25 protein-coding genes are annotated in these 24,793 nt (G+C 63.5%); 5 read left to right on the top strand and 20 right to left on the bottom strand.

Annotation, left to right across the window (positions count from 1 at the left end):
- Positions 1–5 precede the first annotated feature (5 nt).
- On the bottom strand, positions 6–1,343 hold the full coding sequence (locus tag F7P65_RS01395) for an MFS transporter (protein WP_066701122.1): 1,338 nt from the start codon (positions 1,341–1,343) through the stop codon (positions 6–8).
- Positions 1,344–1,434: 91 nt separating this feature from the next.
- On the opposite strand from F7P65_RS01395, the gene F7P65_RS01390 reads away from it, so the two are divergent.
- The 5 genes from F7P65_RS01390 (at position 1,435) to F7P65_RS01370 (ending at position 5,396) form a co-directional block, all read left to right on the top strand.
- Complete coding sequence (locus tag F7P65_RS01390) at positions 1,435–1,704, top strand: metal-sensing transcriptional repressor (protein ID WP_066701123.1); 270 nt, start codon at positions 1,435–1,437, stop codon at positions 1,702–1,704.
- 136 nt (positions 1,705–1,840) lie between these two features.
- Positions 1,841–2,692, top strand: coding sequence for a chromate resistance protein ChrB domain-containing protein (locus F7P65_RS01385; RefSeq protein WP_066701124.1), 852 nt, complete (start codon positions 1,841–1,843; stop codon positions 2,690–2,692).
- The gene (gene chrA / locus F7P65_RS01380; RefSeq protein ID WP_066701125.1) at positions 2,689–4,104 is read left to right on the top strand and encodes a chromate efflux transporter; all 1,416 of its coding nucleotides are present in this window, start codon (positions 2,689–2,691) and stop codon (positions 4,102–4,104) included. Before F7P65_RS01385 ends, chrA begins: the two co-directional genes overlap by 4 nt.
- A 31-nt stretch (positions 4,105–4,135) precedes the next feature.
- Positions 4,136–4,861 carry a superoxide dismutase gene (locus F7P65_RS01375; protein WP_083216031.1) on the top strand — a complete coding sequence of 242 codons (726 nt, stop codon included), beginning with the start codon at positions 4,136–4,138 and terminating at the stop codon, positions 4,859–4,861.
- Between the two features lie 331 nt (positions 4,862–5,192).
- A complete protein-coding gene (locus F7P65_RS01370; protein ID WP_066701126.1) occupies positions 5,193–5,396 on the top strand; it encodes a hypothetical protein in 204 nt (67 codons plus the stop codon).
- An 8-nt stretch (positions 5,397–5,404) separates the two neighbouring features.
- Here F7P65_RS01370 and F7P65_RS01365 read toward each other — a convergent pair whose 3' ends face one another.
- From F7P65_RS01365 to F7P65_RS01275, 19 genes are all read right to left on the bottom strand, one after another.
- Positions 5,405–8,218: a conjugal transfer protein TraG N-terminal domain-containing protein gene (locus tag F7P65_RS01365; protein ID WP_066701127.1), complete on the bottom strand. Its 2,814-nt coding sequence runs from the start codon at positions 8,216–8,218 to the stop codon at positions 5,405–5,407.
- 18 nt (positions 8,219–8,236) lie between these two features.
- Complete coding sequence (locus F7P65_RS01360; protein ID WP_066701128.1) at positions 8,237–9,691, bottom strand: conjugal transfer protein TraH; 1,455 nt, start codon at positions 9,689–9,691, stop codon at positions 8,237–8,239.
- Entirely contained in the window at positions 9,691–10,518 is an 828-nt protein-coding gene (locus F7P65_RS01355; protein ID WP_083216030.1) for a conjugal transfer protein TraF, read from the bottom strand. Before F7P65_RS01355 ends, F7P65_RS01360 begins: the two co-directional genes overlap by 1 nt.
- Positions 10,519–10,801: 283 nt before the next feature.
- The gene (locus tag F7P65_RS01350) at positions 10,802–12,595 is read right to left on the bottom strand and encodes a conjugal transfer protein TraN (protein ID WP_150289962.1); all 1,794 of its coding nucleotides are present in this window, start codon (positions 12,593–12,595) and stop codon (positions 10,802–10,804) included.
- A 38-nt stretch (positions 12,596–12,633) separates the two neighbouring features.
- Positions 12,634–13,380, bottom strand: a complete 747-nt coding sequence (gene trbC, locus F7P65_RS01345) for a type-F conjugative transfer system pilin assembly protein TrbC (RefSeq protein ID WP_066701129.1) — start codon at positions 13,378–13,380, stop codon at positions 12,634–12,636.
- A 12-nt stretch (positions 13,381–13,392) separates the two neighbouring features.
- Positions 13,393–14,412 (bottom strand): conjugal transfer pilus assembly protein TraU, encoded by a 1,020-nt coding sequence (gene traU / locus F7P65_RS01340; RefSeq protein WP_096367889.1) that lies wholly within the window; start codon positions 14,410–14,412, stop codon positions 13,393–13,395.
- Positions 14,412–14,681, bottom strand: coding sequence for a hypothetical protein (locus tag F7P65_RS01335; protein ID WP_066701131.1), 270 nt, complete (start codon positions 14,679–14,681; stop codon positions 14,412–14,414). The genes traU and F7P65_RS01335 overlap by 1 nt, the downstream gene beginning before the upstream one ends.
- Positions 14,681–15,337 (bottom strand): type-F conjugative transfer system protein TraW, encoded by a 657-nt coding sequence (traW, locus tag F7P65_RS01330; RefSeq protein WP_066701132.1) that lies wholly within the window; start codon positions 15,335–15,337, stop codon positions 14,681–14,683. The genes F7P65_RS01335 and traW overlap by 1 nt, the downstream gene beginning before the upstream one ends.
- Complete coding sequence (locus tag F7P65_RS01325; RefSeq protein ID WP_066701133.1) at positions 15,334–15,870, bottom strand: S26 family signal peptidase; 537 nt, start codon at positions 15,868–15,870, stop codon at positions 15,334–15,336. The genes traW and F7P65_RS01325 overlap by 4 nt, the downstream gene beginning before the upstream one ends.
- Entirely contained in the window at positions 15,851–16,525 is a 675-nt protein-coding gene (locus tag F7P65_RS01320) for a TrbI F-type domain-containing protein (protein WP_066701134.1), read from the bottom strand. The genes F7P65_RS01325 and F7P65_RS01320 overlap by 20 nt, the downstream gene beginning before the upstream one ends.
- Positions 16,518–16,877, bottom strand: coding sequence for a hypothetical protein (locus F7P65_RS01315; protein WP_066701135.1), 360 nt, complete (start codon positions 16,875–16,877; stop codon positions 16,518–16,520). Before F7P65_RS01315 ends, F7P65_RS01320 begins: the two co-directional genes overlap by 8 nt.
- 5 nt (positions 16,878–16,882) lie before the next feature.
- On the bottom strand, positions 16,883–19,474 hold the full coding sequence (gene traC / locus F7P65_RS01310; protein ID WP_066701136.1) for a type IV secretion system protein TraC: 2,592 nt from the start codon (positions 19,472–19,474) through the stop codon (positions 16,883–16,885).
- A 1-nt stretch (position 19,475) separates the two neighbouring features.
- Positions 19,476–20,471 carry a TraV family lipoprotein gene (locus F7P65_RS01305; protein ID WP_150289961.1) on the bottom strand — a complete coding sequence of 332 codons (996 nt, stop codon included), beginning with the start codon at positions 20,469–20,471 and terminating at the stop codon, positions 19,476–19,478.
- The gene (locus tag F7P65_RS01300) at positions 20,468–21,346 is read right to left on the bottom strand and encodes a DsbC family protein (RefSeq protein WP_066701138.1); all 879 of its coding nucleotides are present in this window, start codon (positions 21,344–21,346) and stop codon (positions 20,468–20,470) included. Before F7P65_RS01300 ends, F7P65_RS01305 begins: the two co-directional genes overlap by 4 nt.
- Positions 21,333–22,673 carry a TrbI/VirB10 family protein gene (locus F7P65_RS01295; RefSeq protein WP_066701139.1) on the bottom strand — a complete coding sequence of 447 codons (1,341 nt, stop codon included), beginning with the start codon at positions 22,671–22,673 and terminating at the stop codon, positions 21,333–21,335. The genes F7P65_RS01300 and F7P65_RS01295 overlap by 14 nt, the downstream gene beginning before the upstream one ends.
- A 1-nt stretch (position 22,674) precedes the next feature.
- Positions 22,675–23,484 carry a type-F conjugative transfer system secretin TraK gene (locus F7P65_RS01290; protein WP_066701140.1) on the bottom strand — a complete coding sequence of 270 codons (810 nt, stop codon included), beginning with the start codon at positions 23,482–23,484 and terminating at the stop codon, positions 22,675–22,677.
- Positions 23,484–24,050, bottom strand: coding sequence for a type IV conjugative transfer system protein TraE (locus F7P65_RS01285; RefSeq protein WP_066701141.1), 567 nt, complete (start codon positions 24,048–24,050; stop codon positions 23,484–23,486). Before F7P65_RS01285 ends, F7P65_RS01290 begins: the two co-directional genes overlap by 1 nt.
- A 1-nt stretch (position 24,051) precedes the next feature.
- Positions 24,052–24,342: a type IV conjugative transfer system protein TraL gene (gene traL, locus F7P65_RS01280; RefSeq protein WP_066701142.1), complete on the bottom strand. Its 291-nt coding sequence runs from the start codon at positions 24,340–24,342 to the stop codon at positions 24,052–24,054.
- Between the two features lie 58 nt (positions 24,343–24,400).
- Positions 24,401–24,721 carry a TrbC/VirB2 family protein gene (locus F7P65_RS01275; protein ID WP_066701143.1) on the bottom strand — a complete coding sequence of 107 codons (321 nt, stop codon included), beginning with the start codon at positions 24,719–24,721 and terminating at the stop codon, positions 24,401–24,403.
- Positions 24,722–24,793 lie beyond the last annotated feature (72 nt).

Raw genomic sequence — 24,793 nt, 5'->3', positions numbered from 1 at the left:
CGCGATCATTGGCGCGGCCAATGCTGGTGCAGATCGTCGATCACGAAGACATGGCTCTGGTTGCCGCCGCTATGATCTTGGCGAAGATGCGGATGGTCCGGGCCAAGCGTCTCGTGATCATGCGCGATCTCTTGCGGATCGCTCTTCGGCCATAGCGCGACGGCTGCAAAGAACCCGATCCCGGAGAGACCTGCCATCGCGGTCAGCGCCGCGGGCATTCCAATCGTCGCGCCAAGCTGGCCGACCAGCGGATAGGCGATCAGCCAACAAACATGGCTGAGCGCGAACTGGGCGGCGAACAGCGCGGGCCGGTCTCCGGCGCTGGCCGAGCGACGCAGCAGGCGCCCCGATGGCGTGACGCTCATCGAATAGGCGATGCCGAGCAGCGGCCATGTGAGCAACAGCACCGTCCAGCCAATCCGCCCGCCGCCCGCGGTCGCGCCCCATGTGGCGAGGCCGGCGAGCATGACGGTCAGCAAGGCGGCGGCACTCACCATCACCGCGCGATCGGCAATACGATCGAGAACGCGCGGCAACAGCAGCGCCGCGAGCATCGAGCCGCCGCCATAGGCGGCAAGCGCCAGGGCGACCTGCGACTGGCCGAAGCCGAGTCCGCGGACGATGACGACGGTGTTGACGATGACCATCGCGCTCGCCGCGGCCGCAGCAAGCGTCACCGCGAGCAGGCCGCGCAGGCGCGGTGTCTTGAGATAGATACGGATTCCGCGGGTCGTCTTGTCGTAGATGCCAGTATCGGCCTTCGGTGAAGCGGCGCTCCTGGCGAGGCCTGATGAGACCACCAAAGCCGCCGAGGCGAGGAACCCGATCGCGGTCCCCGAGAACAGCCAGTGGAAATTGATGATCGTCAGCAATGCCGCCGCGAGCATCGGGCTGGTCAGGCTCTCCATGTCATAGGCCAGCCGGGACAGCGACAGAGCGCGGGTATAGTCGCCCTCGTCGGGGAGCACGTCGGGGATGGTTGCCTGGAACGTCGGCGTGAACCCTGCGGACGCGGCCTGCAGCACGAAGATCAAGACATAAACCTGCCAGACCTCGCTGACGAACGGCAGGCAGATCGCGACCGCCGCGCGGACCAGATCGAGCGCGACCAGCAGCGCCTTGCGCGGCACGCGGTCGGCGAACGCGCCGGCGATCGGACCAACGCCGATATAGGCGACCATCTTGATCGCCAGCGCCGTGCCAAGCACCGCGCCCGCATCACCACCGGCGATGTCATAAGCGAGCAGGCCGAGGGCGACCGTCGCCAGGCCGGTCCCGACCAGCGCGATGAGCTGGGCGAGGAAAAGATGACGATAGGTCCGGTTGGCGAGCACGGTAAGCACGCCCGCCCCATATCCCCCTGGGGGGATACATGTCTATCCCCCCAGGGGGATATTTTCTCGACAGTCGGTCGCCTGCATGCGATGCTATCTCATGGCCCACTATGCACACTCCAATCATCCGGCGATCATCAAGCGGCTGAACCGTGCCGCTGGTCACCTGAAAAGCATCGTCGGGATGATCGAGGAGGAGCGGCCGTGCGTCGATATCGCGCAGCAGCTCCAGGCGGTCGAAAGCGCGATCGCCAGCGCGAAGAAGGCACTGATCAACGATCATATCGACCATTGCCTCGTCCATGCCGAGGAGGGTGAAGGACCGGCGGAGGCGATCGCGCAGTTCCGCGCGATCTCCAAATATCTCTGACCAATGCGCTTTCTTGCGCAGAGCTTTCTTGACAGTCGCGGGCTCCGGAGGCTTATTCGCGGCATGGGGATCGCGATCACCCCATGAGGCGACAGGCTGAAGCATCGCGTCCTTCTTGATAACTCAAGGACGCATCATGCCTGCGCTCAATTCCATCCAAGTCGACAAACTATTTCGCCTGATCGGCACGCCCAAGGCGCCGGTCATCATCGATGTTCGCACCGACGAAGACTTCGCCGCCGATCCGCGCCTCATTCCCGGTGCGATGCGCCGACCCTGGGCCGAGGTCGCCAACTGGGCGGGCGGCTTCCGCGGCAGGCCGGTCGTGGTCGCGTGCTGGCAAGGCCACAAGCTCAGCCAGGGCGCTGCCGCATGGTTGCGGCAGGATGGCGCGGAAGCTGAAGCACTCGACGGCGGCGTCAAGGCGTGGGTCGATGCCGGTTATCCGCTGGTGCCCGAAGCGATCCTGCCAACGCGCGATCCGCAGGGTCGTACCGTGTGGGTCACACGCGCGCGGCCGAAGGTCGATCGCATCGCTTGCCCTTGGTTGATCCGCCGCTTCGTCGATCCGAACGCGGTCTTCCTGTTCGTTGCGCCCGGCGAGGTGGTCGGGGTCGCAGACCGGTTCGGTGCGGCGCCGTTCGACATCGAGGGCGACGGCATCCGCTGGAGCCACGACGGCGATCGCTGCACCTTTGACGTGATGCTCGACGGGCTCGGCCTGGCCGGGGTCAAGCCGCTTGCCCATCTCGCCATGATCGTGCGCGGCGCCGATACCGGGCGTCCCGATATCATTCCCGAGGCAGCGGGGCTGGTCGCGCTGTCGCTCGGTCTGTCGCGCATGTATGCCGACGATCTCGAACAACTCGACGCCGGAATGCTCGTCTATGACGCGCTCTATCGCTGGTGCCGCGATGCGACCGGGGAGACCCATGACTGGGTCTCGCATCAACCGAAAGGCGCGCGCGCGAAGCCGGTGACGGCATGAGCACCGCATCCGTGGAAGTGGGCGTCGCGTCGTCGCGGCAGCCGGGACCGGTCGCGCCGGTCACACTTGGCGAAGCCTTCTGGGTCTGGCTGCGCATCGCCGCGCTCTCGTTCGGCGGTCCCGCCGGGCAGATCGCGGTGATGCACCGCATCCTCGTCGACGAGAAACGCTGGATCGGCGAGCATCGGTTCCTGCACGCGCTCAACTATTGCATGCTGCTTCCCGGTCCCGAGGCGCAGCAGCTCGCTACCTATATCGGCTGGCTGATGCACAAGACGCGTGGCGGCATTGTCGCCGGCGCGCTGTTCGTGCTGCCCGGCGCGGTCTCGATCATGGCCTTGAGCTGGATCTACGCGCTCTACGGCCGGGTCGGCATCGTCTCTGCCTTGTTCTTCGGCCTCAAGTGCGCGGTGCTCGCGGTGGTGTTGCAGGCGGTCGTGCGGATCGGCAGCCGCGCACTCAAGAACACCATCATGCGCGGGTTGGCAGTGCTGGCATTCCTGCTCATCTTCTTCCTCGGCGTGCCGTTCCCGGTCATCGTGCTCGGCGCTGGCCTGATCGGCTATTTCGGTGGGCGCGCGGGGATCGCCGCGTTCCAGGTCGGCGGCGGGCACGGCGCGGCCAAGGGCGAGATCGTCGAGGATGCCGACACGCTGCTCGGCGAGGCGCTGCCCGCGCACGCCAATCCCACGATTCGTCAGTCGCTGCGCCAGGCGGTCGTCTGGATGGTGCTGTGGCTGGCACCGGTTGCGGTGCTCTTATTGCTCCTCGGGCGGACCAATGTGTTCAGCCAGATCGCCACCTTCTTCTCGACCATGGCGGTGGTGACGTTCGGTGGTGCTTACGCGGTGCTCGCCTATGTCGCGCAGCAGGCGGTCGAGGGCTATCACTGGCTCAGCCCGACCGAGATGCTCGACGGTCTCGGTATGGCCGAGACGACGCCCGGACCACTGATCATGGTGCTCCAGTTCGTCGGGTTCATGGGCGCCTATCGCAATCCGGGGATGCTCTCTCCGTTGCTCGCGGGGACGCTCGGCGGACTGCTCGCAACCTGGGTAACGTTCATTCCCTGCTTCCTGTGGATCTTCCTCGGCGCGCCGTTCATCGAGCGGATGCGCGGCAACAAGGCGCTCTCCGGCGCGCTCGCGGCGATCACCGCGGCTGTCGTCGGCGTAGTGCTCAACCTTGCCGTCTGGTTCGCGATCCACACGATCTTCCGGCAGGTGCGGCCGCTGCGGGCCGGCCCGATCGAGTTCGACATGCCGATGCTGACCAGCGTCGATCCGTGGGCGCTCGCCATCTCGCTTGCGGCGATCATCGCCATGTTCCGCCTGAAGGTCGGTATCTGCCTGACGCTCGGCGGCGCTTCGGCCGCAGGCGTCGCCCTTCACCTCGCCGGGCTGGTCGGATGACCGGCCACAGCCATTTCCAAAGGAGACGCCCATGACTGACCCCACGATTGATCGCCGCAACCTTCTCGCCGCCGGCGCGATGGTGACTCTTGGTGCCGCCGCCCTCGGTTCGGCCGAAGCCGTGGCACAGGCTCCGGCCGCGGCCGGTCCCGCCGGCAAAGCGTTCGCGCCGCAGCCCGTTCCGCTGCCGTTCGATCCGAAGTCGATCACCGGCTTGTCCGAGCGGCTGCTCGTCAGTCATCACGACAACAACTACGTCGGCGCGGTGAAGCGGCTCGGGGCGATCAGCACGCAGTTCGCGGGGATCGATCCGATCAAGGCGCCGGGGTTCACGGTCAACGGCCTCAAGCGCGAGGAACTGATCGCCTGGAATTCGATGATTCTGCACGAGCTCTACTTCGCTGGCCTTGGCGGAACGTCGCGCCCGGGTCGCATGCTTGGCCAGCTGATCGAGCGTGACTTCGGCAGCTTCGATCGCTGGGCAGCGGAGTTCACCGGGATGGGCAAGGCACTCGGCGGAGGATCGGGCTGGGTGCTGCTCCAGTGGAGCCACCGCGACAACCGGCTGACCAACCAATGGGCCTCCGACCACACCGCGACCCTCGCCGGGAGCACGCCGCTCCTCGCGCTCGACATGTACGAGCATGCCTACGCGATGGATTACGGCGCCAAGGCAGGAGACTACGTCGATGCGTTCATGCGATCGATCGCGTGGAGCCATGCCGACACGTTGGCCAGCCATTTCGGTGGCGGTTAAAAAGACGCCCGCCAACGAAGCTTTCGCTCTGTCTGTTCAATATTGAGGGAGCTCATCGCAGAGCGATGGTTCCTTTGGTTTGTCGACAGCGAGCGTCGTTATGAGCCGGGGCAGCGTTGAGCTGTGTGGAGGGCTCCACACTGCCCCGGCTCATAACGACGGTTGGGCAGCCCTATCGCCAGCGAGAGTCTCGTTTCTAACTTGCGCGAGAATGTCTCTTTTCAAAATTGGTTTAACAGAATTTGCGATTGTGGCACGTGTCCGCATCGGCCTATTCCGGTTTGAATGCGAAGTTACTCAATGATATGATGTCGGCGGTAGAAAGTCGCCCATGTTTGATACGATCACATACGCATTCACCAAAGATCTACCCGGCGGCCCAATCTATAGGCCGGCCGATCCGATGCCGCATGAGATCAATTCCGACGAGAGCGATGACGATACTAGCGAGCTTTCGCGTGGCCGCCTGATCGGTGGCGTGATTTCGCTTGTCCTGCTCGTGGCGACGGGTGCCTATCTTTACCTGACGCTCTGACCGGTCCTTTACTTCCGCAAGTTCGGATCGGTGAAGAAACCGCGATTGAGTTCGCGGCCGACCTCGGATTGTAGATCAACATTCGCGCCACCGCGATTGTTACGGGCGGCTTCCGCTGCCGCCCGATCACCGTCCAGCTTCGCCTGTCCATCAGCGATCATGCGGGCAGCGGCGCCAGGGTCGCCGCCTCCCCCACCGCTACCGATCCCGCTAACCCCGCGCGGATTATAGGAGCCGCGCACATCGCCGGCGTCGAGATCGATCCGCGACACGTCGACCAGCGACGGGTCCTTGATATCGCCGCTGATCTCGGACCAAAGCGCGTCTCGTTTTTCCTGTGCCCACTGTTGAATCAATTGGTCACGGACCGCGCGCTTCTGCGGCGTTAAGTCGGTCGCCCAAAGCTCGGGCGCATCAAGGTTGGGATGAAGGGCCTGTTGCAGCCTGTACCATTGCGCAAGATCCTGGCTCATATTCTCGCTGAGCTGCATCCCGTGCGATTCGGCGAAGCTCGCATCGCGCGCGAGGGATTGCGATAGCTCTTCCATACGCCGCGCGGCCTCGGAATAGGATCGTGCCCGCGAAAGGGCGTCCTCGGTGCTCACCGAGGACGATGACGTCACCGATGACCGGCTGAACGAGCCTGAACGAACATAAGTGCCGTCGGATGTGCTAGCTCCGCTGCCGTTGGAGTGCTCGTCGCGCACACCGCTTGAAGACGAGCTGGAGCTGTCGGAGGAACGCGTTTGATCCGTGCCATAGCGAAGATTGTCGACCTGTTGCCCGGTCTTGCTGACCCCAAGGGAACCGCCGACATTGGGAAGAAGTCCCCCGCCGCCTGCCCGCCCACCGCCACCCTTACGACCTCCGCCGCCGCCGATGCCGCCATTGATCCCGCCGGTCACCTGATCGAGCGTGCCGGCTGACCGATCACGGCCCATCGAGATCCGATCGGTCAACCCGGTCGAGGAGCGCTCCTCTAGGCCCTGCGAGCTCGACCCGGTAACACGATCGAACTTCTCGACATTTGTATTTGCGGTGGACCCGCTTCCAGATTCAAAGCCTCTGGATCGCTCGGACGAGACCCCAAACGCACTTCGGTTCGTGTGTGTGCTGGTCAGAATATCCTGCGCGGCATTCTCCCACGCTTGCGCTTGGCGATGCGCCGCGCTCGACATTTCCCGCCATTCCGCGACGGTGCCGCTGTTCATGGTTGGCGTGAACCCCAGCCGCGAGATCGCGCCCGACATGTCGATGACATCTTGTCCATTGCCGAAGCCCGACACCACGGCGCCGTTGTCCTGGCGCCAACCCACGCTGGTCGCACCGCCCGTGAAACTCGGCGCAATCGACCATTGGTCGCTCTGGCGCATGTTCGACGTCGCATTCGCCCAGCTCACATTGCCGTAAGAATAGTTTCCCGTGGTCTGTTCCAGCGCGGCAGCCTCGGCGGCGTTCTGTGCCGGCGCAAGCATCGAGGTCGCCTGGCCCGCGATCGACATCGCGCCCCGTGCAAGACCCGCGGCGAGAAATGGGATGCTCATCAGCATGAAGCCGGCGATCGTCGCAGTCTCTCCATTCACGGCGCCGATGCCGGCATAGGTGCCCAGCGTGACGCCGCCGGGCGCGACCCCCGCGGCGGCGGCCTCGGCTCTTGTCATGCAGATCATGTGCAGGATGACATAGAGAGGCCCCCAGGCTGCGAGATAGAAGAAGCCCATCGCATAGCCCTTCAGGGTCGCGAGACCCGTTTGCGGCATCAGGAACAATGGGAATATCACCGGGAACATCGCGAAGAAGACCACGGTCAGCACGATGTTGAGGATGGGCACCCAGGCCATCGCCTGCTGTGCGATCGAATTATAAGTGTTGCGTGCCTGAATGTCGGCGCGGGTCTGCGCGAAGGTGTCGATCGTCGCCGCGCCCGATCCGCCCGCCATGCTGTTGCGGGCTTGCATGAAGGCGTTGATCGCCGTGTTCTGCCGCATGGAATCGCTGTAGTTGCTGCCCGAGCCGGTGAACGCGGCATTGGCGATCGGCAGATCGTGCCTCAGCTTGTCGGCCGCCAGCGCGTTGCTCAGCTTCGGGTAAAGCTCCTTCCCCCAGAACGGCGTGTTCGCCTCGATCATCGGCGCCCACCGCGCATTTAGCATGTCGTAAGCCTGCCGGCAGGTGACGATCGCGCTGGTGACGGTCCCATCGCCCTGCCGTTCGAGCCATTCCTGCGATCGGGCTTCCGAGCCGGGACCGATTTCCGCCCAGAGATCCTTCGATTGCGCCAGGACGGTCAGCGACTTCCGGTAGAGCATCACGTCCCCGAAGACGCATTTCTTGAAATGCTCCTCAAGATTGGTCGAGAACTCGGCATCGCGGATCACGAAGTTGCGAGTGGCGTCGAACAGGCGCGCGCCATAGACCATGCCGTTGGTCGAATAGTTGAGCTCGCTCGGCATCACGAAAACGGTCTCGGCCGTCCGCGTCAGCCAGTCGCCAATCTGCGTGGTGAAACTTGCCAGAACACCAAGCCCGAGCGGCACGTTCGCGACCGTTGCCGGTGCCAGTGACGGATTGATCCGGTCGGTGACCTTCACGTCGATGGTCGGCACCATGAGGCAGAGATAGATCGCCGTCGATTGCAGAAACCAGTTCATCCACACGCGAAAGTTCATCGTGAAGGCGACGACGAGCAGAGAGTAGATGAGCCCCATCACCATCACGACGCGGAGGAGCGAGCGGTATCCACCTCCCCCGGACCAGGCAGCGACGGCGTTGAAGGTGTTGACGAGATATTCCCCGCCCCCGACCGTAAAGACCTCGAGCATCGCGCCGGCTCCCCTGCCCTAATTCAGCCCTTGTGCGTTCAACCCGCGCGAGAAATTGAGCGCGGACGCCATGCCCGGCGTCATCGAATTCTGGAGCGTGGATTCGAGCATGATGCTGCGATCGATGATCTGCATCGTCACCTGCAGCTTGTTGGAGAGCTTCACGTCACGCTGCGCGAATTTCTGCCGCGTCGCAGCGATTTGCTGTTTCCACTGCGTCGCGGTGGCCTGGTCGAACGTCTGATAGTGAGTCTGCGCCTGCTCGACGCGATCGAGCATGTTATCGAGCATCGCGGCCAGCAGATCGACTGCGACGATCTCTGAGAGCGTTTCGATTTCGCCGTCGGTCAGCGCGTAATGCGCATAGGCCTGGACTGACAGGATCTTGTAGAGCGGTACGGTCGCGAGGTTGAGGAGCTGCTTCTCCGAACCGTCGAGCGCGGTGTCCGTCCTGATCTTGCTGCTCATCGAGCGGATCATCCCTGCGATCCGCGGCCGCAACGCCGACGAGGCCGGCACCGTCAGGGTCTGCTCACCGACATCGTAGCAATCCGTGTCGTTGCACTTGAGCATCTTCACCGCCGGTGCGTTCGCCGTGCCGTCGAGCAGCGCCGTAACCACCGCCTCCTCGGCGGGCCCGAACATGATGACCTTCCCGCCTACGCTCGGATCGGTTGATGGCGTGGTGATCACCGTGCCGACGAGCGTCATGATATATTCGGAGAATGACTGGTCGAACGCCCCGAATTTGGCGGACTTCTTCAGCGCCTCCCAAGTGTAGTTGTGTGGCTCGCCGACGAGCTGGTCCTTCATGCTCGCATCGGTATTGCCAGCGATTGTGCTGTCCCGGCGGTTGCCGTTGTTGCAGCCTTGCCGTGAAGCGGCCCAATCGGAGAATATGCCCTGGCTGTTGCCGACCGCCTCGCAGATCGTCGAGCGGGTGGTTTCCATCTGCGGCCAGATTCCACCGACCAGCGCCTGCGCCGTCTCGCAGCTCGATATATTCATCTGGTTGAGAAGCTGCGCCTTCTGGCTGAACTCATCCATTACCTTCCCGATCTCTGGCGAAACGGAATCGATCGCGAGCTTGAAGGCGAAACCAAGGGCATTGTTGGCGGTCGCCTTCAACATCGCCACGATTTCCGAGGCGTTGATGAAGGAGAAGCTGCCTGCGAACAGGTCGATGCCGCCGCAGCCCGCCCGCGCGCTCGGAAGCTGCAGATTGAACGGCGAGACGCTCTTCTGCGGAAAGCGGGTCCACACGTTGCCAAGCGAGTAATAGCCCGCGGACTGACCCTGGAATGCCGTCGGCCCGGTGACATTTGCGGCGCCACCGGCATCGTTGAAGAAGCCGTTCATCTCAGACGCGACATCAGCGTGCGCGACGCCGACGATCGCGAAATGGGAAGCTGCGATTAACGCCAGACCAGAGCCGAACTTCCGGCGCAGGACGCCCTTTTTTGCCTGTGTCATCAATAGTCGCTCCCGACCTTGGTGTTGGTCAGCATGAAGATGCGGTCCATGATTTCGTCGGCGCTGAGCACGCCGTAGCCGACCGGAATCGTCCGCTTGGTCTGGGTATCGAACAGGACCAGCGCAGGCGTTTCATTGCCCGGCACACCCATTCGTGCCCGCTGCCCGGAATCGACGACGTAATTCGGAAAATCCCTGCTCGGCCCGCCGTCCATGGATACGGCCATCACCGTCATCCGATGACTATCGGTGACCGATCGCAGGATCGGCGCGAACACCTCGCACGCGCCGCAACTTTGGGCATAGAAATAGAACAGCCCGTAGCGCTGGCCGAGGCTGGTGAGGACAGCATCGCGGTCGGCCTTCCGATTATCGAGCCACAGACGCTTGCCGACCGTCGAAACCGGGCGTTGCAGCGTATAGTCGAGGTCCGGGTTCTGCCAGAGCGCGCGTTGCCAGGTGTCCGAGAATGTCGACGCGCGATCGAGCTGTTCGCGCTGGAAGCGGATATAGTTGATGACGTTCGCTTCCGTCGGCTCGAGGATGGCCTTGGCCTTCAGCTCGTCGAGTTGCTTGGCGATCGCGGCGATCCGATCCGTGGCGCGATCCGCTTCGACAGGCGTCGCCGGCTTGGCGTTGTCCATCGGCTTTGGCTTCGCGCAATAGAACCACTGCCCCAGCCTGCGCTCGCCGCAGTAGAATTCGTCCGGCCGATCCTGCTCGATGGTATCATTTCGGGCCGCGGGCGCGTCCTGGGCAAGCGCGGGCGCCCAAATCGCCGCCGAGAGAGCTGCCGCAAGGATCACCGTCCGGTCAAGAATTGCCATGTTCCGTCCCTCCCTCGGCCTTACCGGGCGACTGTGCAGGGCGTTCGCGGGGCGGGCTTTCTTTGCGCGCTTCCCAATCCGGTAAATGAACACAGCAATCGGCCACCGTTGCGGCGTGCCGGGAGGCGCACGGCGGGCGCGGCGACGGGCTCTCGTGCGCTGGCTGAAGCAGCAGCGCTGCCGCGATGACGGGCAGCTCAAGAAGCGGCATCGACATGATCATTCTCCCTGACTTTCTGGCTTCGGACGGCCTCCCCCCGGCGTGGTGCACATCTGACCCGCCTCATTTTCCGTGGAGGTCGTAGTAGGACTGAATTTTCGCCTGGATGTCCGTCATCGTCTGGACTTCGTCAGGCAGCTTCGCCGCATCCATGAAGTCCGCATACACCTCGGTGAAATTCATGACGGAGAGGTCGAGGCGGGCAAATTCGTCGACGGTGAAGCCCTGACACGTTTCCTTTTTGGCGCTCCCCCAAGGCTTGCCGAGCTGTGGCCGGCCCTGTTCCTGAAGCACGCGGCTGAGCTTGCTTTCAAAGCAGCAATAGGCGGTCCGCTTCGTTGTGCAGATGCCGAGGATCTTCGATGAGCAATAGGTTCCGAGATTGTGGCACAGACCCATCCGATCCTTGATGTCGAGCTTCATCTCGTCCTGCGAACAAGCGAACAGGGTCAGGAAGGGCGTCGCCAACGCGGCGATCGCCGCAGGCCCGCCGGCCAGTGCGGCTGCGCCTGCACCGACCGTCAGCAGGCCTGACGTTTTGCCGGCGCAGCAGTTGATGAGCCCGAACACCGGCTTGTGACAGGTCTCGCGATTGCCCTTGAAGACCGTGAAATTGGTCTCGTCGAACTCCTCACCGGCCTGGTCGATCGAATGCAAGGCGACGAGCGCATCCTTGAATTCGGTCGACGCCTCGCGAACGATCGGCTCGCAATCACCGTTGATGCAGTAGACATCGTCGCCGCAAATATATTGCGGTGCGTCGCTGGTCCCACTCAAGGGCGTCGGGCATTTATAAACCCGGTTTTCGACCTGACATGCGCCGCCGTTCGGTTCGTCATCAAGGCATTCGGTCCGCAAATAGGTGCAGGCCCGATTGCTCTCGAGGTCGCCGCAGTCGCTGGCGGGAGTCAGCGTGTGGCAGGTGAAGTCTCTTTTCCACGCCCAGCATGCCTGGGTTATCGGCACCCCATTGATGACGCGGGTCTCCGGGCCCTCGGTGCAAATCTCCCCCGCAGGATCGGCCGTGCACATGGCATCCGCTGTAAGAGGTCCACAGCCGTCGGCCCTCTTGACGGTGACCTGCGTGTCGGTCGTTTTGGCATGCCAATCCCGTCCGGTAATCGGGCTAGGGAGGAAGGCAATTCCCGTCAGGTCCTGGGAGCAAACATATTCGGTGGCGTTGTAATCGTCGCAAAATTTGTTCGTCGAAACGCCGTAGATGCGATGGGCGGCGCACGCCTGCATCACCACGCCAGTCGGACGGCATGTCCCGGCCGTTATATGCGGCGCCATCGAATCGTACCGTGCGAACGGGGTGCCGTAGGCGCTGTTGGGAACCACAAAGAATTTGAAGGCGTCGACCGTCGTCGTCTCCGGCACCATCGTGATCGAGCAGGAGCGCGGCTGGTCCTCGATCTTCGTGCCCTGATTGCAGGTCGCTTCGTAGTAGCCTGCGTTCCCAACCGCCGGTGGCAACGGCACACAAGACCCGCCACCGCCGCTATAATCTTCACCGGCCAGATAGGTGGATGGATCGTTCTCAACCGACGTCGCCCTCTGCGTGGCCGCCAAGATCTCCGAATTGCTGAACGTCGCGCGCGTCCGATCGGCGTCCGTCGTGATGCGATATTGCTCGTTCGAGGACTTCGCCGATTGACCGGCCGCCTCAAGTCGCTCGGGATCGTCGAAATAGGAACCTTCGGGCAGGCTCGGGCCGGAATAGCCGGGGACCGCTGCCGCCTGGGCGTCACTCGACGGTACGAGCGTCGGATCGTTGCGCTTCTGGGTGCCGAGCTCCTTGCCCTGCTCCCGCGCCTCCTCGACGGTCGTTTGCGCCAGCGCCGGCGTTACGACCATCAGCGCGACAACGAGCGCAGCCGAGGCGGGGATCGACCTCACCGATTGACCTTGCGCATGTTGGAGAGCCCAACGGCGGCGACGCGGGCACCCGGGCCATTCCCCTCGGCAAACTGCTCGAGCGCATATTCAACCGAGACGTTGCCAATGAGACGGTCGTGGGGCGGAACCTTGGTCTGGCACGAGAAACCGGCGCAAAGGTCGAAATCGGACGAGACGGCGATATAGGTCGGAACAGCTTGGACGTCGAAAGCGCGGAAGAGGCGCGGATCAATACCGACATTGGCGAAATCGTCCTGCCGGGTCACGATCTTCCCGAGGGCGGACGAAAACTCCTTCATCGAATTGTTCGGAAAGCCCCGGAAGACGACCACACCGCCCGCGCGCGCGGTATCGCCGATCAATTGCTTGAGCGCCTGTGGCGGCATCGACAGGCTGGCAAACACTATGAACTGGGGTGCTTCGCCCTTCCCCACCGTCGCGTTCGACGCGGCGCCCGCTACGATTTCGTCGAAGTCGACCGGACCAGCGGGCCCCTTGGGCAGATCGGTCTTCGCAACGCGCTGCATGTTGGCCATGCCACCGTCATTCACATTGGCCGCCTCCTCGCGGAACGCATCACCCCTGTCCTTCACCTGATTGACGAACGCCTCGGCATCAGCCTGAAGCTCGGCTGAGCGCTTCTTGATCGCCTGAACGTCGATCCCATCGACGCTCTGCGCAAGCACCGCCGATATGCTGGCGATGCCGAGAACAGCAGTAGAAGCCCAAAGATATCCGCGCATCGAAAGGCCCCCCTAGAGAACGCAGCAGTTGCGTTTGCGCCAGACCAGGTAGCCCATGTCCTCGCCACCGGCGGGATAGGCGCGGCCTGCGTCGGGCGGCATGGTGGATGCCCCGATCGCGGAGCAAGCGAAGCGACCGCTCACGGTCGGGATCGGATTGACCATCTGAAAGCGGTATTGCTGCTTCCGCATGATCGGCATGAGGTACTTCTTGCAGAGGCCCGCCGACCCCATCGTTCCCCACGCCAGCGCCTCGCGGTGCATCTTGTACGCAAAGCGCGACAGCGCGAGCCGCGAGGACTGAACGTGGCCGATCGACGACGGCACGTTTCCATTGAGCGGATACATGCTGCCCTGGCAGCCAGCGCACCAGAATAGCGGATCGAGCGGCAAATGGGCGGTGCCGGCGATGCAGTCTCCGGCGCAGGCAACCTGGGCGATCGGATTGGCAAAAACGATGGCTTCCGGGTTGATAAGTGCTGTCAGCGAGTCGTCCTGCCAGAGCGGGTCGATCTCGGTCATGTACGCGATATCGAAACTTGCCTGCTCGAAGCAGACGAAGTCGGTCAGGATTTCCATCCAGTAGAGGAGCGGGTACACATACCAATGGACGTGCCATTTGGCCGTGCTCTGGGAGCGGCCGCCCACCATCGACGGGCCGGCCAAATAGCCCTGTCCGATGTCGAAGCCGGGTGCGATGCGGATACCACCAAGGTTCGGAAAGCACCAAGGCTTCATGGTCACGTCCGCGAGGCGCGCTGGTTCCCAGAAACCGACGGAGATACCGATCCGAGGAATGGGGCTGCCGCAGGCGCAAATAGGCGAAGCCGGATTGGCTGTATCCGGCCGGCCGCTCGGCCAGATCTTGAGGCCGCCCACCGACAGCGGGAAGAGGCACGACCAACAGACATCGGTGATCGGGTTGACGAACTTCCCGTGACAGGTCGGTCCCGCCGCCTGAGCGCTCGGCGCGAGAATGAAGGCGGCGATCATCGTCAGGAGGAGCCGCAGAGCCCATCGCGCGCTATGCATCATTGCTCCTCCCCGCTTGCTTCCAGAAATGAGGTGTCGGCGCGATGCTTCCGCGCGAGGTAGACGGCGGTCGTGCAGATATTGGCAAGCAGAAGTACTGCGATCGCGCATGGCGCCGCCCGCCCGAAGGCGAGCGATAGCGGCTGCAGGCCAATAATCGCGGCGCCGAGCATCAGACAAAGCATCTGCCAAATCAGGCGCAGACGTCGCAGCGCGCCGGTCTCGGGGGCCGCCATCGGCGTGCGAAGCATGTCTAGCCAAGGTGGCATCAGCCTGTTTTTCCGGGCTTGAGCGCGACTTCGGACACGCGCATCACCCTGCCGGCCTGGGTGACGATTGCCGGTGTGTGCTCGATGCCGAACCGGGTCGTGAGCTTGCCTGCCTGGTCGAAATAGAAACGCCGCTTTTTCGCGGTCATCAGCTCGACCGGCGAGCCATTGACCAGGATGATCTTGGCCTTGATGTCGGAGTAATGCTCGATGGCCCACGCCGTCTGCGCGGGGTCGTCACCATCGATGAAGACGAGGTCCTGTCGGACCGAGACGAAGTCGAGCGGATTGATACGCTGGCCGGCCGCGGCGATCAGGTTTCCTTTCTGATCGCGAATGTCGCGCTCCATCATGACCGAAGGATCGAAGTCCCAGCTTCGGGCCGCTCGCGCCGCGGTTATCCCCGCCACGGGATCAGGACGCCGAACCTTCGCCTCGACGCGCTTGGCAAACATCTCATTGGTGCGCGCGAGTTCGCCACTCGCCTCGGCCCTGCGCAGTCGGGCTTCGATCGTCGAAAGCAGATCCGGCTCGATCACCGGAAATGCCTGTGCCGCCTGGCCATAATCCTTCGCTTCCGACCGCATCGGGGGAAAGACGAGCGCCGCGCCTAGCGCCGCAACCGCGCACACGCAGCTCGTGACAAGCATCCTCATAGGATTGGCTCCCCTGTCCCAATGATCTGGCGCCCGCAGACGAAGCCAATTTCGCCGTAACGGCTGTCGAAGCCGTCCTTGTGAGGCGTCGCCGCGAAATAGCATCCGGCCGGCACCCGTCCGGTGGCGCCAGGAGTCAGCGGCTCGCCGAAGCGTGTGAAGGGCTTCATCTGCGCGACCGGGTGACCATTCACGGCGACCGTCCGGCCGATATGGCTGATGATGTCGCCGGGCACGCCGTAGGCGATCTTCCCGAACATCTGTGGCTTCGCGCCGAAATGGCGGCGGAGGAGCTCGCCGGGCGGCGGATCGAAGAACACATAGTCGCCGCGTGCCGGCAGCTTGTGGCGCTGGATGAGAAACGCCCAATTCGGGAGCGAGTCCGTCGTGTTGATCAAAAGGGCGTGGCCATCACGCCATTCGCCGATCGCGCCGAAGCCAAGCGTCCCGGCGACGGCCACCGCCAGCATCCCCCACATGCGCGTGCGGGGACGCCAACGCAGGGCTTCCACCCTATTGGCCGCCGTTGCCATCAGGTCCTCCGAACGTCGAGACGGACGCACCGGGAATCTGCGGCGGGATTGGCTGGGCCGGAAAAGCCTGGCCCGCGGGCACCTGAGGGCTGGCGCCGGGGACGCCAGCCATCGGATCGATGGTTGCCCCCGGCGCCGCCAGCGGTGCTGCACGCGAGGCGGCCAGCGCCGATTGGGCAGCCGAGAGCTCCTGCATCCGCTGCAATTCCTCGACGGACATACGCTTGGGTTCGGGAACGCCCGAGGCAAAGACCGCCATTTTCAGGCTGTCGGTGATGTCCGGCACGTTCTTGGTGAGCACGGCTTCACCGACAAGCACGATCTGGCCGTCTTGGCTCCTGCGCTGCAGTTCCTTGTCGAGCGAGGACATGAACGCCTGCATCTCGGCGCGCACGCGGTCGGGCGGCGAGCCTGAGAAGCGCTGTGCCTCGACATAGTCGCCGACCAGCGCCGACAACCGTGCCGAAACGATATGGTCTTGTTTCGACTGGGTCAGTGCCCGCGTCACCCACATTCCCCAGATGATCGCAGCGACGAGCAGCAACAGGATCAGCATCTGGACGCGCGTGAAGCCGCCAAAACCGACCCTGCGCTTCGCTGCTCGGGTCTCAGGCGCGGAAGGGGGAGGAAGGTCGAGTTGGGGTTGGTCAGCCATGAGGCGGAACTCCCTCATCCGCACGCTGCGGAAGGATGCGATTGGCGCGAAGAGCGACGACGGCGGTGGAAAGGATCATGTGCGCGATCGCGAACATGTTGAGGAAGGCGGCGGTGCGCGCCGGGTCCGCGGCAACGTAGCGCGTCGTGAAATTATTGAGCTGATGGACGAAACCATCGAACGAGAAGCCGCCGATCGCGAGGAAGAAGAGGCAGAAGAGGCCCCAGGTGATGAGCATCGTCGACGCGACAAAGCCGAGCCCATGCAGCAGGAAATGAAGCATGGTCTGCCATTCATGGCGCGTGAACCCGATGTATCGCCGGGCGGTGGTCGGGACCGGATGCGTCGCCATCCCTGCTACTCCGCCGCGATCGCGATCTCGTCCTCCGGGACGAGATTGCTGACCCACTTTTCGGGATTGTTCGGAAACGCGATCCGCTCGATCGCCTCGTCCATGCTGAGGCCCTCGGCGATCAGAGCGTCGATCGCCGCAAAAGTCTTCGGACTCGAGGAGAACAGCGCTGCGGAATAGGGGTCGAGGACCAGGCGGCCGACAGCGAGGGTGTCGGGCCCTTTGATCATGATGTCCGAATATTCGAAGCCGTTGCGCTTCAAGGATCGCAACAGCGCATCGGTGTGATCGTCCATCTCGAAGCGGTCATGCTTCTTGAAGTCTGCGATCGTCTCCGGCTTTTGCTGGAGGATCACGAACCAGTCGGAATTTTCGAGCGCCGCGACCGATCCGGCCGATTTGTAATAGTCGTTCAGCGATTGCGTCGCCGTGACCAGCGATGCGCCATATTTCCGGCAGGTACGCGCGTAGGTCTCGATGAAATCGGCCATCGCCCCGCCGCGGAGCATCTGCCATGCTTCGTCGAGGAGTAGCGCTTTCGGGATCGAACGATCCAGCTTGCGCATCATCTGCTGCGACATGAACATGATCGCCGTCAGGACGACGCTGCGCAGCTCCTCACGGGCAGACAGATCGGAGAGCTCGAAGACCGTGAGCTGGGCCGAAAGTTCGAACGAGACCTCGCCCTGAAAGAAGCGGCCGTAGGTGCCGCCCGACGAGAAGGGCCGCATCGCGATCGCAAGGTTCGCGGCCAGCCCGTTTCCGGTTGCCTCGAGCGCCTCGATGACAAGATCGATCGAGCCGCGGCTGCCGTGCGCCTCCCAGACCTGGTTCACGGCACCGTCGATCAGCCCGCGCTCGGTGTCGTCGAGCAGGTTGATATGCCGGGACATCTGATTGATGATGGCCTTCAGCATTGCCATGCAGTCGAGGAGATAGTCCTCGTCTTCGGCGGCCTGGGCCTCGTCGATCATCGAGAAGGGATTGAGACAGAAGCCCGAGCTCATGGTGAACTCGACAAAGGCGCCGCCCTGAAGTTTGGCCGAATGCTCGAACGAACGCCCGTCGTCGATCACGACCACTCGCGCGCCGGCACCGCAGAGCGAGCCGCATAATTCCTGCAGCGCGACCGACTTGCCGGAGCCCGATTTGCCGAACACGGCGACGTTGTGATTGCCGGCGGCATTCTCGAAGGGGCTCCAGAAGAAGGGCTGTCCGCGCCGGCCGATCAGCAGCAGGTGGGGAATGCTTCCGCCGAGATATTCCCCCTGCAGCGGCGCGAGATTTGCGGCCGTCGTCGTGAGCAGAGTGCGCATCCGCTTCATGCGCTCGAGATCCTTTGACAGGCCATTGGCCATCGTCATGGGCATCGCGCACAACAGACCCATCACCTGCAGGTAGCGGTCATCGAGAAGATCCCAGCCCGCCGCACGGTAGACCGACTTCAGCACTCGCTCGTTGCTGTCGCCCTGCCCTTTCGGCGAGAACGACGTGACGCTGAAGAACACGCGCACGAGCTTCCTGCCCTGCCGGATCTCTTCATTGACGTGTCGCCACTCCTGCGACTGCTCGCGGAGCTGCGGCAGGAAGCGGGACGATTTGGAATCGGCCAGGCTGGTCGTTCGCATGAACTTGTAGCTGGCCTTGTTGGTCGACGCCTGCGGGTCCGGGAACTCGATGCACAGGTTGGTCGATACGGGGCATGGCATGCGCAGCTTGTCGGTAAAGATGTCGCCGATCAGCCGGGTTACGTCCCATGGCGCCCAGCGCGTGGGCAGGTTGCGCACCGAGAAGGAGCGCACATCGAACACGTCGGGGTAGATCTCCCCGATCTCCGGCGCGCCCTTCAGCGTTTTTCCGGTCGGCCGGAAGCGCTCGGTCCGCAGCAACATGCGGTCCGGCTCGATATGCAGCTCGATATCCCTTCGGATCGCCTGATCGGCGATCGGGTCGAGAGGGTTGTAGCTCACCGCATCGTCGCCAGCGGCGGTGGTCGGCGACGTGATATCGTCGATCCAGCCGATGAGCGCGACCGGGTCCATCTTGCGGGCGGATACGTTCACCGATTGAAGAGCCGAGATCAGCCCGTCCATGAGCGATACGATCTGCTCGATCGTGATGTTTGAGGACTCCGGCGTCGAGTAGGATATCGCGACCCGATGATGGCGAAGGCAAAACGGCGCGTCGGCTGAAAGCGAATTCCAGACGCCGTCCGTCAGGAAGTCGACCCGGTGCTTGGCCATCCGTTCGTAAACGCCGCGCGCCGAGTAGCGGGGCAGATACCATTTCGAGAGCTGCTCGCCGATGCGCGGCGACATCCATTGGTGAATCTGAAGGCAGCCGGGCGCGGGAATGCCTTCGGACAGGAACTGCGCCAGGATCTCACCCGTCCGCTCGTCCGCGCCGACCAGCGGCGCGGCCTCGATCACGAAGCCGCGCGAGGCGCTATTGTAGAAGATACCGGTCTTCGGGTCGAAGCTTCGATAAGGGAGCCAATGCGCAAGCATCGGGACCACCAGGTCCGGCCGCTGGGTGTCCGGTCGCTTGCTGTCGCCGAAGATACCGGACAGCAACTCATCGAGGAAGCCGCTCGCCATCTCAATTTTCCTCTGGAGCAGCGGCCGGGAAGTTCGCCGCGCGCACGGTGGGCTTCGTCTTGGGCTCGGGTGTCGGCGTCGATCCGGGCAGAGCTGCTGCCTTCGCGTCGCTCGCTGCCTGAGCCGAGCGCGCCTGGTATTCGGTAGAGCCTCTCACCCGCGTGATTGCTTCGCCGATCGCGGTCGCACTGTCTGCGCCCTCCGGCGCCGGGGCGGTCCCGGCCGAGGCTTTGTCTGCCGTTGCGAGCGGCGGCACCTTCGCTTCGATAGTCGGCGCCCCCGGCACTGCTCCCTCGACGCTGCGCGATTCCGCGCGCCTGGAGGAGACGTTAGTGGCCGGGGGCGTCGGTGTGCGGCCCGCCTTGGGGGCTAGACGGGTCGCAACATCGTCCTTGATCGCTTTGACCGGGTCGGCTGCACGGGCGCGGGCTGCCGCGACGGCCGCAGGATCGGGTAGATTGGGGTCGACGCCGCCCGTCGCTCGGCTTGCCAGTTCCGCTCGATCGACCGCTTCGGCGAGCGATTCCGGCTGCTCAGCAGCGACAATCGCATCTCGGTCCGGTATCGCTGTTGCATTGACGAGGAATTGTTGTTGCCATTCCCCGCTTTGCACCACGGCATGGACTGCCGTCACCTCATGAAGGCGGCCACGCTCATCGATATATGGCTGAAAGACAATGCGCAGCACGCGCTCCTGGGTACGGCGCGCATCGATCTGAGGTGCCGGCGCTTGTCCTAAAAAGGCGATGTGCGAGGATCTGGGTGCAGACTGCCTGGCCGGCCCGCTGCTGGCCGGCGATGAACGCTCGACAGTGCCCTCTCCGGTGATCATCGCGAGTGCTCGATCGTCGATCGAGGACGATGGCGCGCAGATGCCATCGGGCGCTTTACAGGAAAAACTTCCCTTCACATTGCTGCCGAACGTGGCGCACCCGCCAAGCAGGGACAGAGCGGCGATCGCGCAGCCGCGCAGCGACAGGGCGTGCCGCGCCGTCACGACCGCGTCCCCTGCAGCCAGGCCTCGAGAAACTCCTTGGGCCGATATCCTTCCAGGACGGCGCCATCACCCCGAACGATGATTGGCGTCGCATTAAGCCCATGCTCGCGCGCGAAGCGCTCGTTTGCATCGAGCCCCTTGGTGTCGCAGCTCGCCGGCGCTTTGAATGGCTCACCGGCATAGGCGGCATGCAGCGCCTGTTCCTGGTTTTTGGAGCAATAGACGCGGTCGGCGATGTCGCGGCTACCGAGGACCGAGATCGGACGCTCGACCACCTTCACATCCATGCCGCGCAAGACGCTGGCGAGCGCCCTGCAATAACCGCAACGGAAGTCCGTGAAGATGGTGATGCTCTGTTTGGCCGACCGGTTGCCCCAGACAATGGCCCCGTCGGCCGGAAGCCCAGACAGGTTGAGCGAGACGGGGCGGACCGGCGCGGATGTCTTGCCGACACCGCGCGCCGTCGCTGCGATTTCGCCAGCCTCGCCGTCATCGGATACCGCGGCGTTCGCCTTGGCGGCCCCGCCCACCAGCATGTCCGGATTGATCTCGAGCAGCCGCGCCGCGGTCAGGTCTTGGCGCGTCTCCATATCGTAGACACGACCGATGATCAGATAGCGCGCGCCATGATTGACGTAGAAGAGGTTCGCGCCCGAGGTGACTTCGCACAGCCCGTCGATCTTATCGCAATCGAGCTTGTTGATCGGCGTCTTCGGAAGCCTGGTCTTCAGGAGCAGGCTGACCTTGGCGTCATCCTTGCCGGCGACATCGGCTGCAAGAGCGATTCCGGCAACGCCGAGCGCGGCAGCGGCCGCTACAATCGGCGCCGGGCGAGCGAACGCGCGCAGCTTTCGCAGACGATCAATTGCGGACATAGACACCCTCCAGGAAAACGATTTCGACATCGATGCCGGTCGGCATCTCGATCACGGGCTGATATTGCTCGGCCCGCTCGATCAGATATTTCGAGACGTCCTTGCCCGATTCCGCGGCACCGCCGCCGAGCGCGCGCAGGCCGACGCTGCCGAAGTTGGGCGTGCGGTTGACGCCCCCCTCCCCGTCGGTGCTGATGCTGGCGAGCGGCTGATTGAAAGCGGTGTTGAGAGCGTTGCCGCCACCACTGACCAGACCGGCCAGAAACGCCTGCATGGCAAGCGAGCCTTCCCGGCTGACCACTCGGCCGCGCACCCCTGTCTTGCCGCCAAAGGCGATGAACCCCTTGACCTCGGAGACGGCGTAGCGCCCGCCAGGCTGCGGGCACGTCATCTTTTGCAGTTTGACGTAGACCTTCTCGCTCGAGAGCTCGCCGCGGGCGGCACCGTTCACGAGGCAGCCTTCGATCTTGGTCGTTAGGAGGCGCCCGTTCTGATAGACGGAACGGGCCGGGCCAGTGACGCGAAGCACGACCGGCAAGGGGTCGGTCTGGCTGTTGACGCCGGCGCTCGCGTCAACGCCGACTATGACCTTGGCACTGGCGAAGCTGTTGGGCGGCAGATAGTTGATGCTGTCGCTGAAGGTGGTCGTTCCCTTAGCGACGCGCGTGGCATTGCCGGCATCTGCGGTCTGGAAACTGACCAGCTTGACCTCGGCGGCGCCTCCCATCGGCATCGGGCGACCATTGGCAGACGCGTTCGGCCCATCCGGACGCTGATAGGCCTGGGTCCCGTTGGGCCCGTACATCGCGCCCGGCCCGGTCGCGGGCGCTGGCGCCGGCGTAGTTCGGGCGGAAGCCACCTGTCGGCGCAGCGCCTCATTCTCTTGCTGATAAGCCGAGAGGACGCGCGAGCCGTCCGCCCGCATCGCCTGATTTTCCCCCTTGAGCAGTTCGACCTGCTGCGAAAGCTGGTCCAGGCGTTGCTGCTGGCCGTTGACCGATTTCAGTTGATTCTCGACCGATTGCATCTGGTTTTCGGAGAGCGCCATCCACTCCTGCTGGTTGAGATTCTTGTTGACCATGTCCTTGGTCGACACCTCGACCTTCGCGGTCCCGTCGTCGTTCGTACCGGTCGCCTTCTCGTCGCCGCCGAAGATCCAGAAGGACGATGCCACCAGGCCGACGCCGGCGACCCCGGCGAGCAGCATGCGCTGCTTTTTTCGGATGCTTTCGTTCGCGGACAGGTCGGCCGAGATGGGCGAGACGCCCTCAGTATCGCTGCCATCCAACGGCTCACGATTGCGTTTTAGGAAGTCATTCCAGGCCATGTCACTGCCTCCCGGTTTGTGAGACGAGGTAGGCCGTGGTGACCTTCCCAGGTTCCAGCTTCGGCTCGGCGATCGACACGGCGAGCGCACTGCTCGGCGCGACCGTGCTCTCCGTCAGCGTGACGGCTTCCCCGCCGCGATTCTCTATGCGCAGCACGCGGCCGGTCAGTTCCGACCCCCGATATTCAGCGATCATCTGGACCTTGAGATTGCCGACATAGACCGGCCGCAGAGTGCGCTGGCGCATCTCGTAGCCATCGGCGACGCTGTTTGAATACATCGCCTGGATGAGGACGACCGCCGCTTCCTGCGGGCTGGTTGCAACCACCGCCTGGGGCGCCCCATTCTCCTCCACGTTGGCCTTCGCGATCGCCGGATTGGAGATGAAGAGCTGCACGGCCTGCTCGCCGGCGATCCGGCACACGATCTTGTAGACGTAGCCGCGCTTGCTGGTCGCAAAGAACGAAAGCGCCGGGCGCGCGAAGCCCTCCGGCACCGAGAGGTAGATGTCTCCCCGCACCGGTTCGTTGACGACGGAAAAGTCATCCTGCGGATTGCCGGTCGAGATCTTCGAGACCGACGCAAACTCGTCCTCGACCAAGCTGATCCTGGTGAGATCCTTTGCCGACGCTGCGCAATCAACCTGGCTGCCGTCGGCTGCCATCACCGTCTGGTCCGCCCAAGCCGGGGAGGTGATGAGGAAGAAGCTCACGGCGACTAGGGCAACGCCGATCATCCGGCTCACGATGCAATAATAGCGCGACAGGAAGACCGCGCCGGTCGCGGCGCTGCCGATGATGTAGACCGACATCACTGATCCTTTTCCTTGCCGGTCGTCACCATTCCGAAGCCCACGAGCTTCAGGGACAGTCCGGAATATTGCCAATCGAAGCGGAAGGAGCGGCGCTCGCTGGAGACGACCTTGTTGCCGACGATCGTGTGCAGGTCGCCGGTGACGGTCGACCGCAGATTCTTCGTATCCAGCTCCATAGTCTGGATGGTGAAGAACTGGGCGATCGACGAGCCGCGCTGCTCGTTGACGATCTTCATCAGGTCGGCGCGGATCTTTCCTTGCGCGCTGGGCGCGGTGATATCGAGTACCGACTTCATCCAGTATTCGAGATTCGCCGGGCTGCGATCGAGCGTCAGCACCGCGGTGTCGCGGGTGACCAGCTCGAGATACTGCCGCGAGACACCTGAAGAGTTCACGACCAACGGCGATGCCAGGATCGGTTGAAGGACAATCTCCCTGTCGCGCGTGACTGTCACAAGACCGAGGATGGCGCACAGGCTGCCAAGGACGCCGGCGACGATCACAAGCAGGTTGCGCTGCTTCAGGACCCGCTGGCTTTGAGCGTGGGTGTAGGAGATTTCCATCTCAGCCCGCCATCAGCCGGAGATAGGAGGGCGGTGTGGCCTTCATGCCGGTGAAGCCGGCCGGAAGATGCCAGTAGGCCATGTGAAGCAGCCAGGAGATCGCCCGTCCTGCCTTAGCCTTCTTCAGTCCCCACCAGCCTGCGCCCGCAAGCAACATGCCAATGAGAATATGCTGAGACAGGATACCCCAGACGAATGGCAAAACCATCGCTAGGAACTCATCCAGCGTCCACAGCCCGATTAGCTCGGGATCATCCAGATGAGACGGAACGACGTACTTGTCCGCGGCCATATCACCACCCTCCCCGCAGGCCGACCGGATCTGCTATTCCGGCCGACCCTTGGACTGTTCAGATTGTTGCCGTGACGGTGGAGGTGACGATCGGAATGCCGGTCCCGGCACCCACACCGACGCCGACAGGAATGGCGATCTGGCCCATCGAGAAGCGGCCTGAGGCCAACGCGACGATGCCGCCCGCGAGCGACAGGACGGTGATGATCTTGCCGCCCGACCCTTCGAGGAAGTCGGTGAACTTCGTGAGCGCCGTATCGAACGTCGTGTCGGCACCGGCGAGGGCCGGGCCGGCAAAGAGCAGGAGCGCGAACGCGAGTGCGACCAAAGCGAAGATCGCCAGCTCCGCACGACCGCTGTACTTTATGACAGACTGCATGAGAGTTTCCCTTCAAACGGAACGCGACTGACCCGCGCCCAATTGAAGGGTGGTCCCGGCGAGCGATCGGCG

The sequence above is a fragment of the Sphingobium estronivorans genome (assembly GCF_008692605.1).
Lineage (GTDB): Bacteria > Pseudomonadota > Alphaproteobacteria > Sphingomonadales > Sphingomonadaceae > Sphingobium > Sphingobium estronivorans.
Note: the sequence above shows the minus strand (reverse complement) of the source record. Positions and strands in the feature narration are given on the sequence as shown.

Coding starts and splice junctions, on each gene's coding strand:
- F7P65_RS01365 (WP_066701127.1), bottom strand. CDS start 8,218: ATGCTCGAGGTCTTTACGGTCGGGGGCGGGGAATATCTCGTCAACACC.
- F7P65_RS01385 (WP_066701124.1), top strand. CDS start 1,841: ATGCCTGCGCTCAATTCCATCCAAGTCGACAAACTATTTCGCCTGATC.
- F7P65_RS01285 (WP_066701141.1), bottom strand. CDS start 24,050: ATGGAAATCTCCTACACCCACGCTCAAAGCCAGCGGGTCCTGAAGCAG.
- F7P65_RS01335 (WP_066701131.1), bottom strand. CDS start 14,681: ATGCCACCTTGGCTAGACATGCTTCGCACGCCGATGGCGGCCCCCGAG.
- F7P65_RS01370 (WP_066701126.1), top strand. CDS start 5,193: ATGTTTGATACGATCACATACGCATTCACCAAAGATCTACCCGGCGGC.
- F7P65_RS01320 (WP_066701134.1), bottom strand. CDS start 16,525: ATGGCTGACCAACCCCAACTCGACCTTCCTCCCCCTTCCGCGCCTGAG.
- traU (WP_096367889.1), bottom strand. CDS start 14,412: ATGCATAGCGCGCGATGGGCTCTGCGGCTCCTCCTGACGATGATCGCC.
- F7P65_RS01295 (WP_066701139.1), bottom strand. CDS start 22,673: ATGGCCTGGAATGACTTCCTAAAACGCAATCGTGAGCCGTTGGATGGC.
- F7P65_RS01390 (WP_066701123.1), top strand. CDS start 1,435: ATGGCCCACTATGCACACTCCAATCATCCGGCGATCATCAAGCGGCTG.
- chrA (WP_066701125.1), top strand. CDS start 2,689: ATGAGCACCGCATCCGTGGAAGTGGGCGTCGCGTCGTCGCGGCAGCCG.
- F7P65_RS01290 (WP_066701140.1), bottom strand. CDS start 23,484: ATGTCGGTCTACATCATCGGCAGCGCCGCGACCGGCGCGGTCTTCCTG.
- F7P65_RS01375 (WP_083216031.1), top strand. CDS start 4,136: ATGACTGACCCCACGATTGATCGCCGCAACCTTCTCGCCGCCGGCGCG.
- F7P65_RS01350 (WP_150289962.1), bottom strand. CDS start 12,595: ATGGTCGTAACGCCGGCGCTGGCGCAAACGACCGTCGAGGAGGCGCGG.
- F7P65_RS01325 (WP_066701133.1), bottom strand. CDS start 15,870: ATGGCAACGGCGGCCAATAGGGTGGAAGCCCTGCGTTGGCGTCCCCGC.
- F7P65_RS01315 (WP_066701135.1), bottom strand. CDS start 16,877: ATGGCGACGCATCCGGTCCCGACCACCGCCCGGCGATACATCGGGTTC.
- traL (WP_066701142.1), bottom strand. CDS start 24,342: ATGGCCGCGGACAAGTACGTCGTTCCGTCTCATCTGGATGATCCCGAG.
- traC (WP_066701136.1), bottom strand. CDS start 19,474: ATGGCGAGCGGCTTCCTCGATGAGTTGCTGTCCGGTATCTTCGGCGAC.
- F7P65_RS01300 (WP_066701138.1), bottom strand. CDS start 21,346: ATGTCCGCAATTGATCGTCTGCGAAAGCTGCGCGCGTTCGCTCGCCCG.
- F7P65_RS01275 (WP_066701143.1), bottom strand. CDS start 24,721: ATGCAGTCTGTCATAAAGTACAGCGGTCGTGCGGAGCTGGCGATCTTC.
- traW (WP_066701132.1), bottom strand. CDS start 15,337: ATGAGGATGCTTGTCACGAGCTGCGTGTGCGCGGTTGCGGCGCTAGGC.
- F7P65_RS01355 (WP_083216030.1), bottom strand. CDS start 10,518: ATGGCAATTCTTGACCGGACGGTGATCCTTGCGGCAGCTCTCTCGGCG.
- trbC (WP_066701129.1), bottom strand. CDS start 13,380: ATGCGCGGATATCTTTGGGCTTCTACTGCTGTTCTCGGCATCGCCAGC.
- F7P65_RS01360 (WP_066701128.1), bottom strand. CDS start 9,691: ATGACACAGGCAAAAAAGGGCGTCCTGCGCCGGAAGTTCGGCTCTGGT.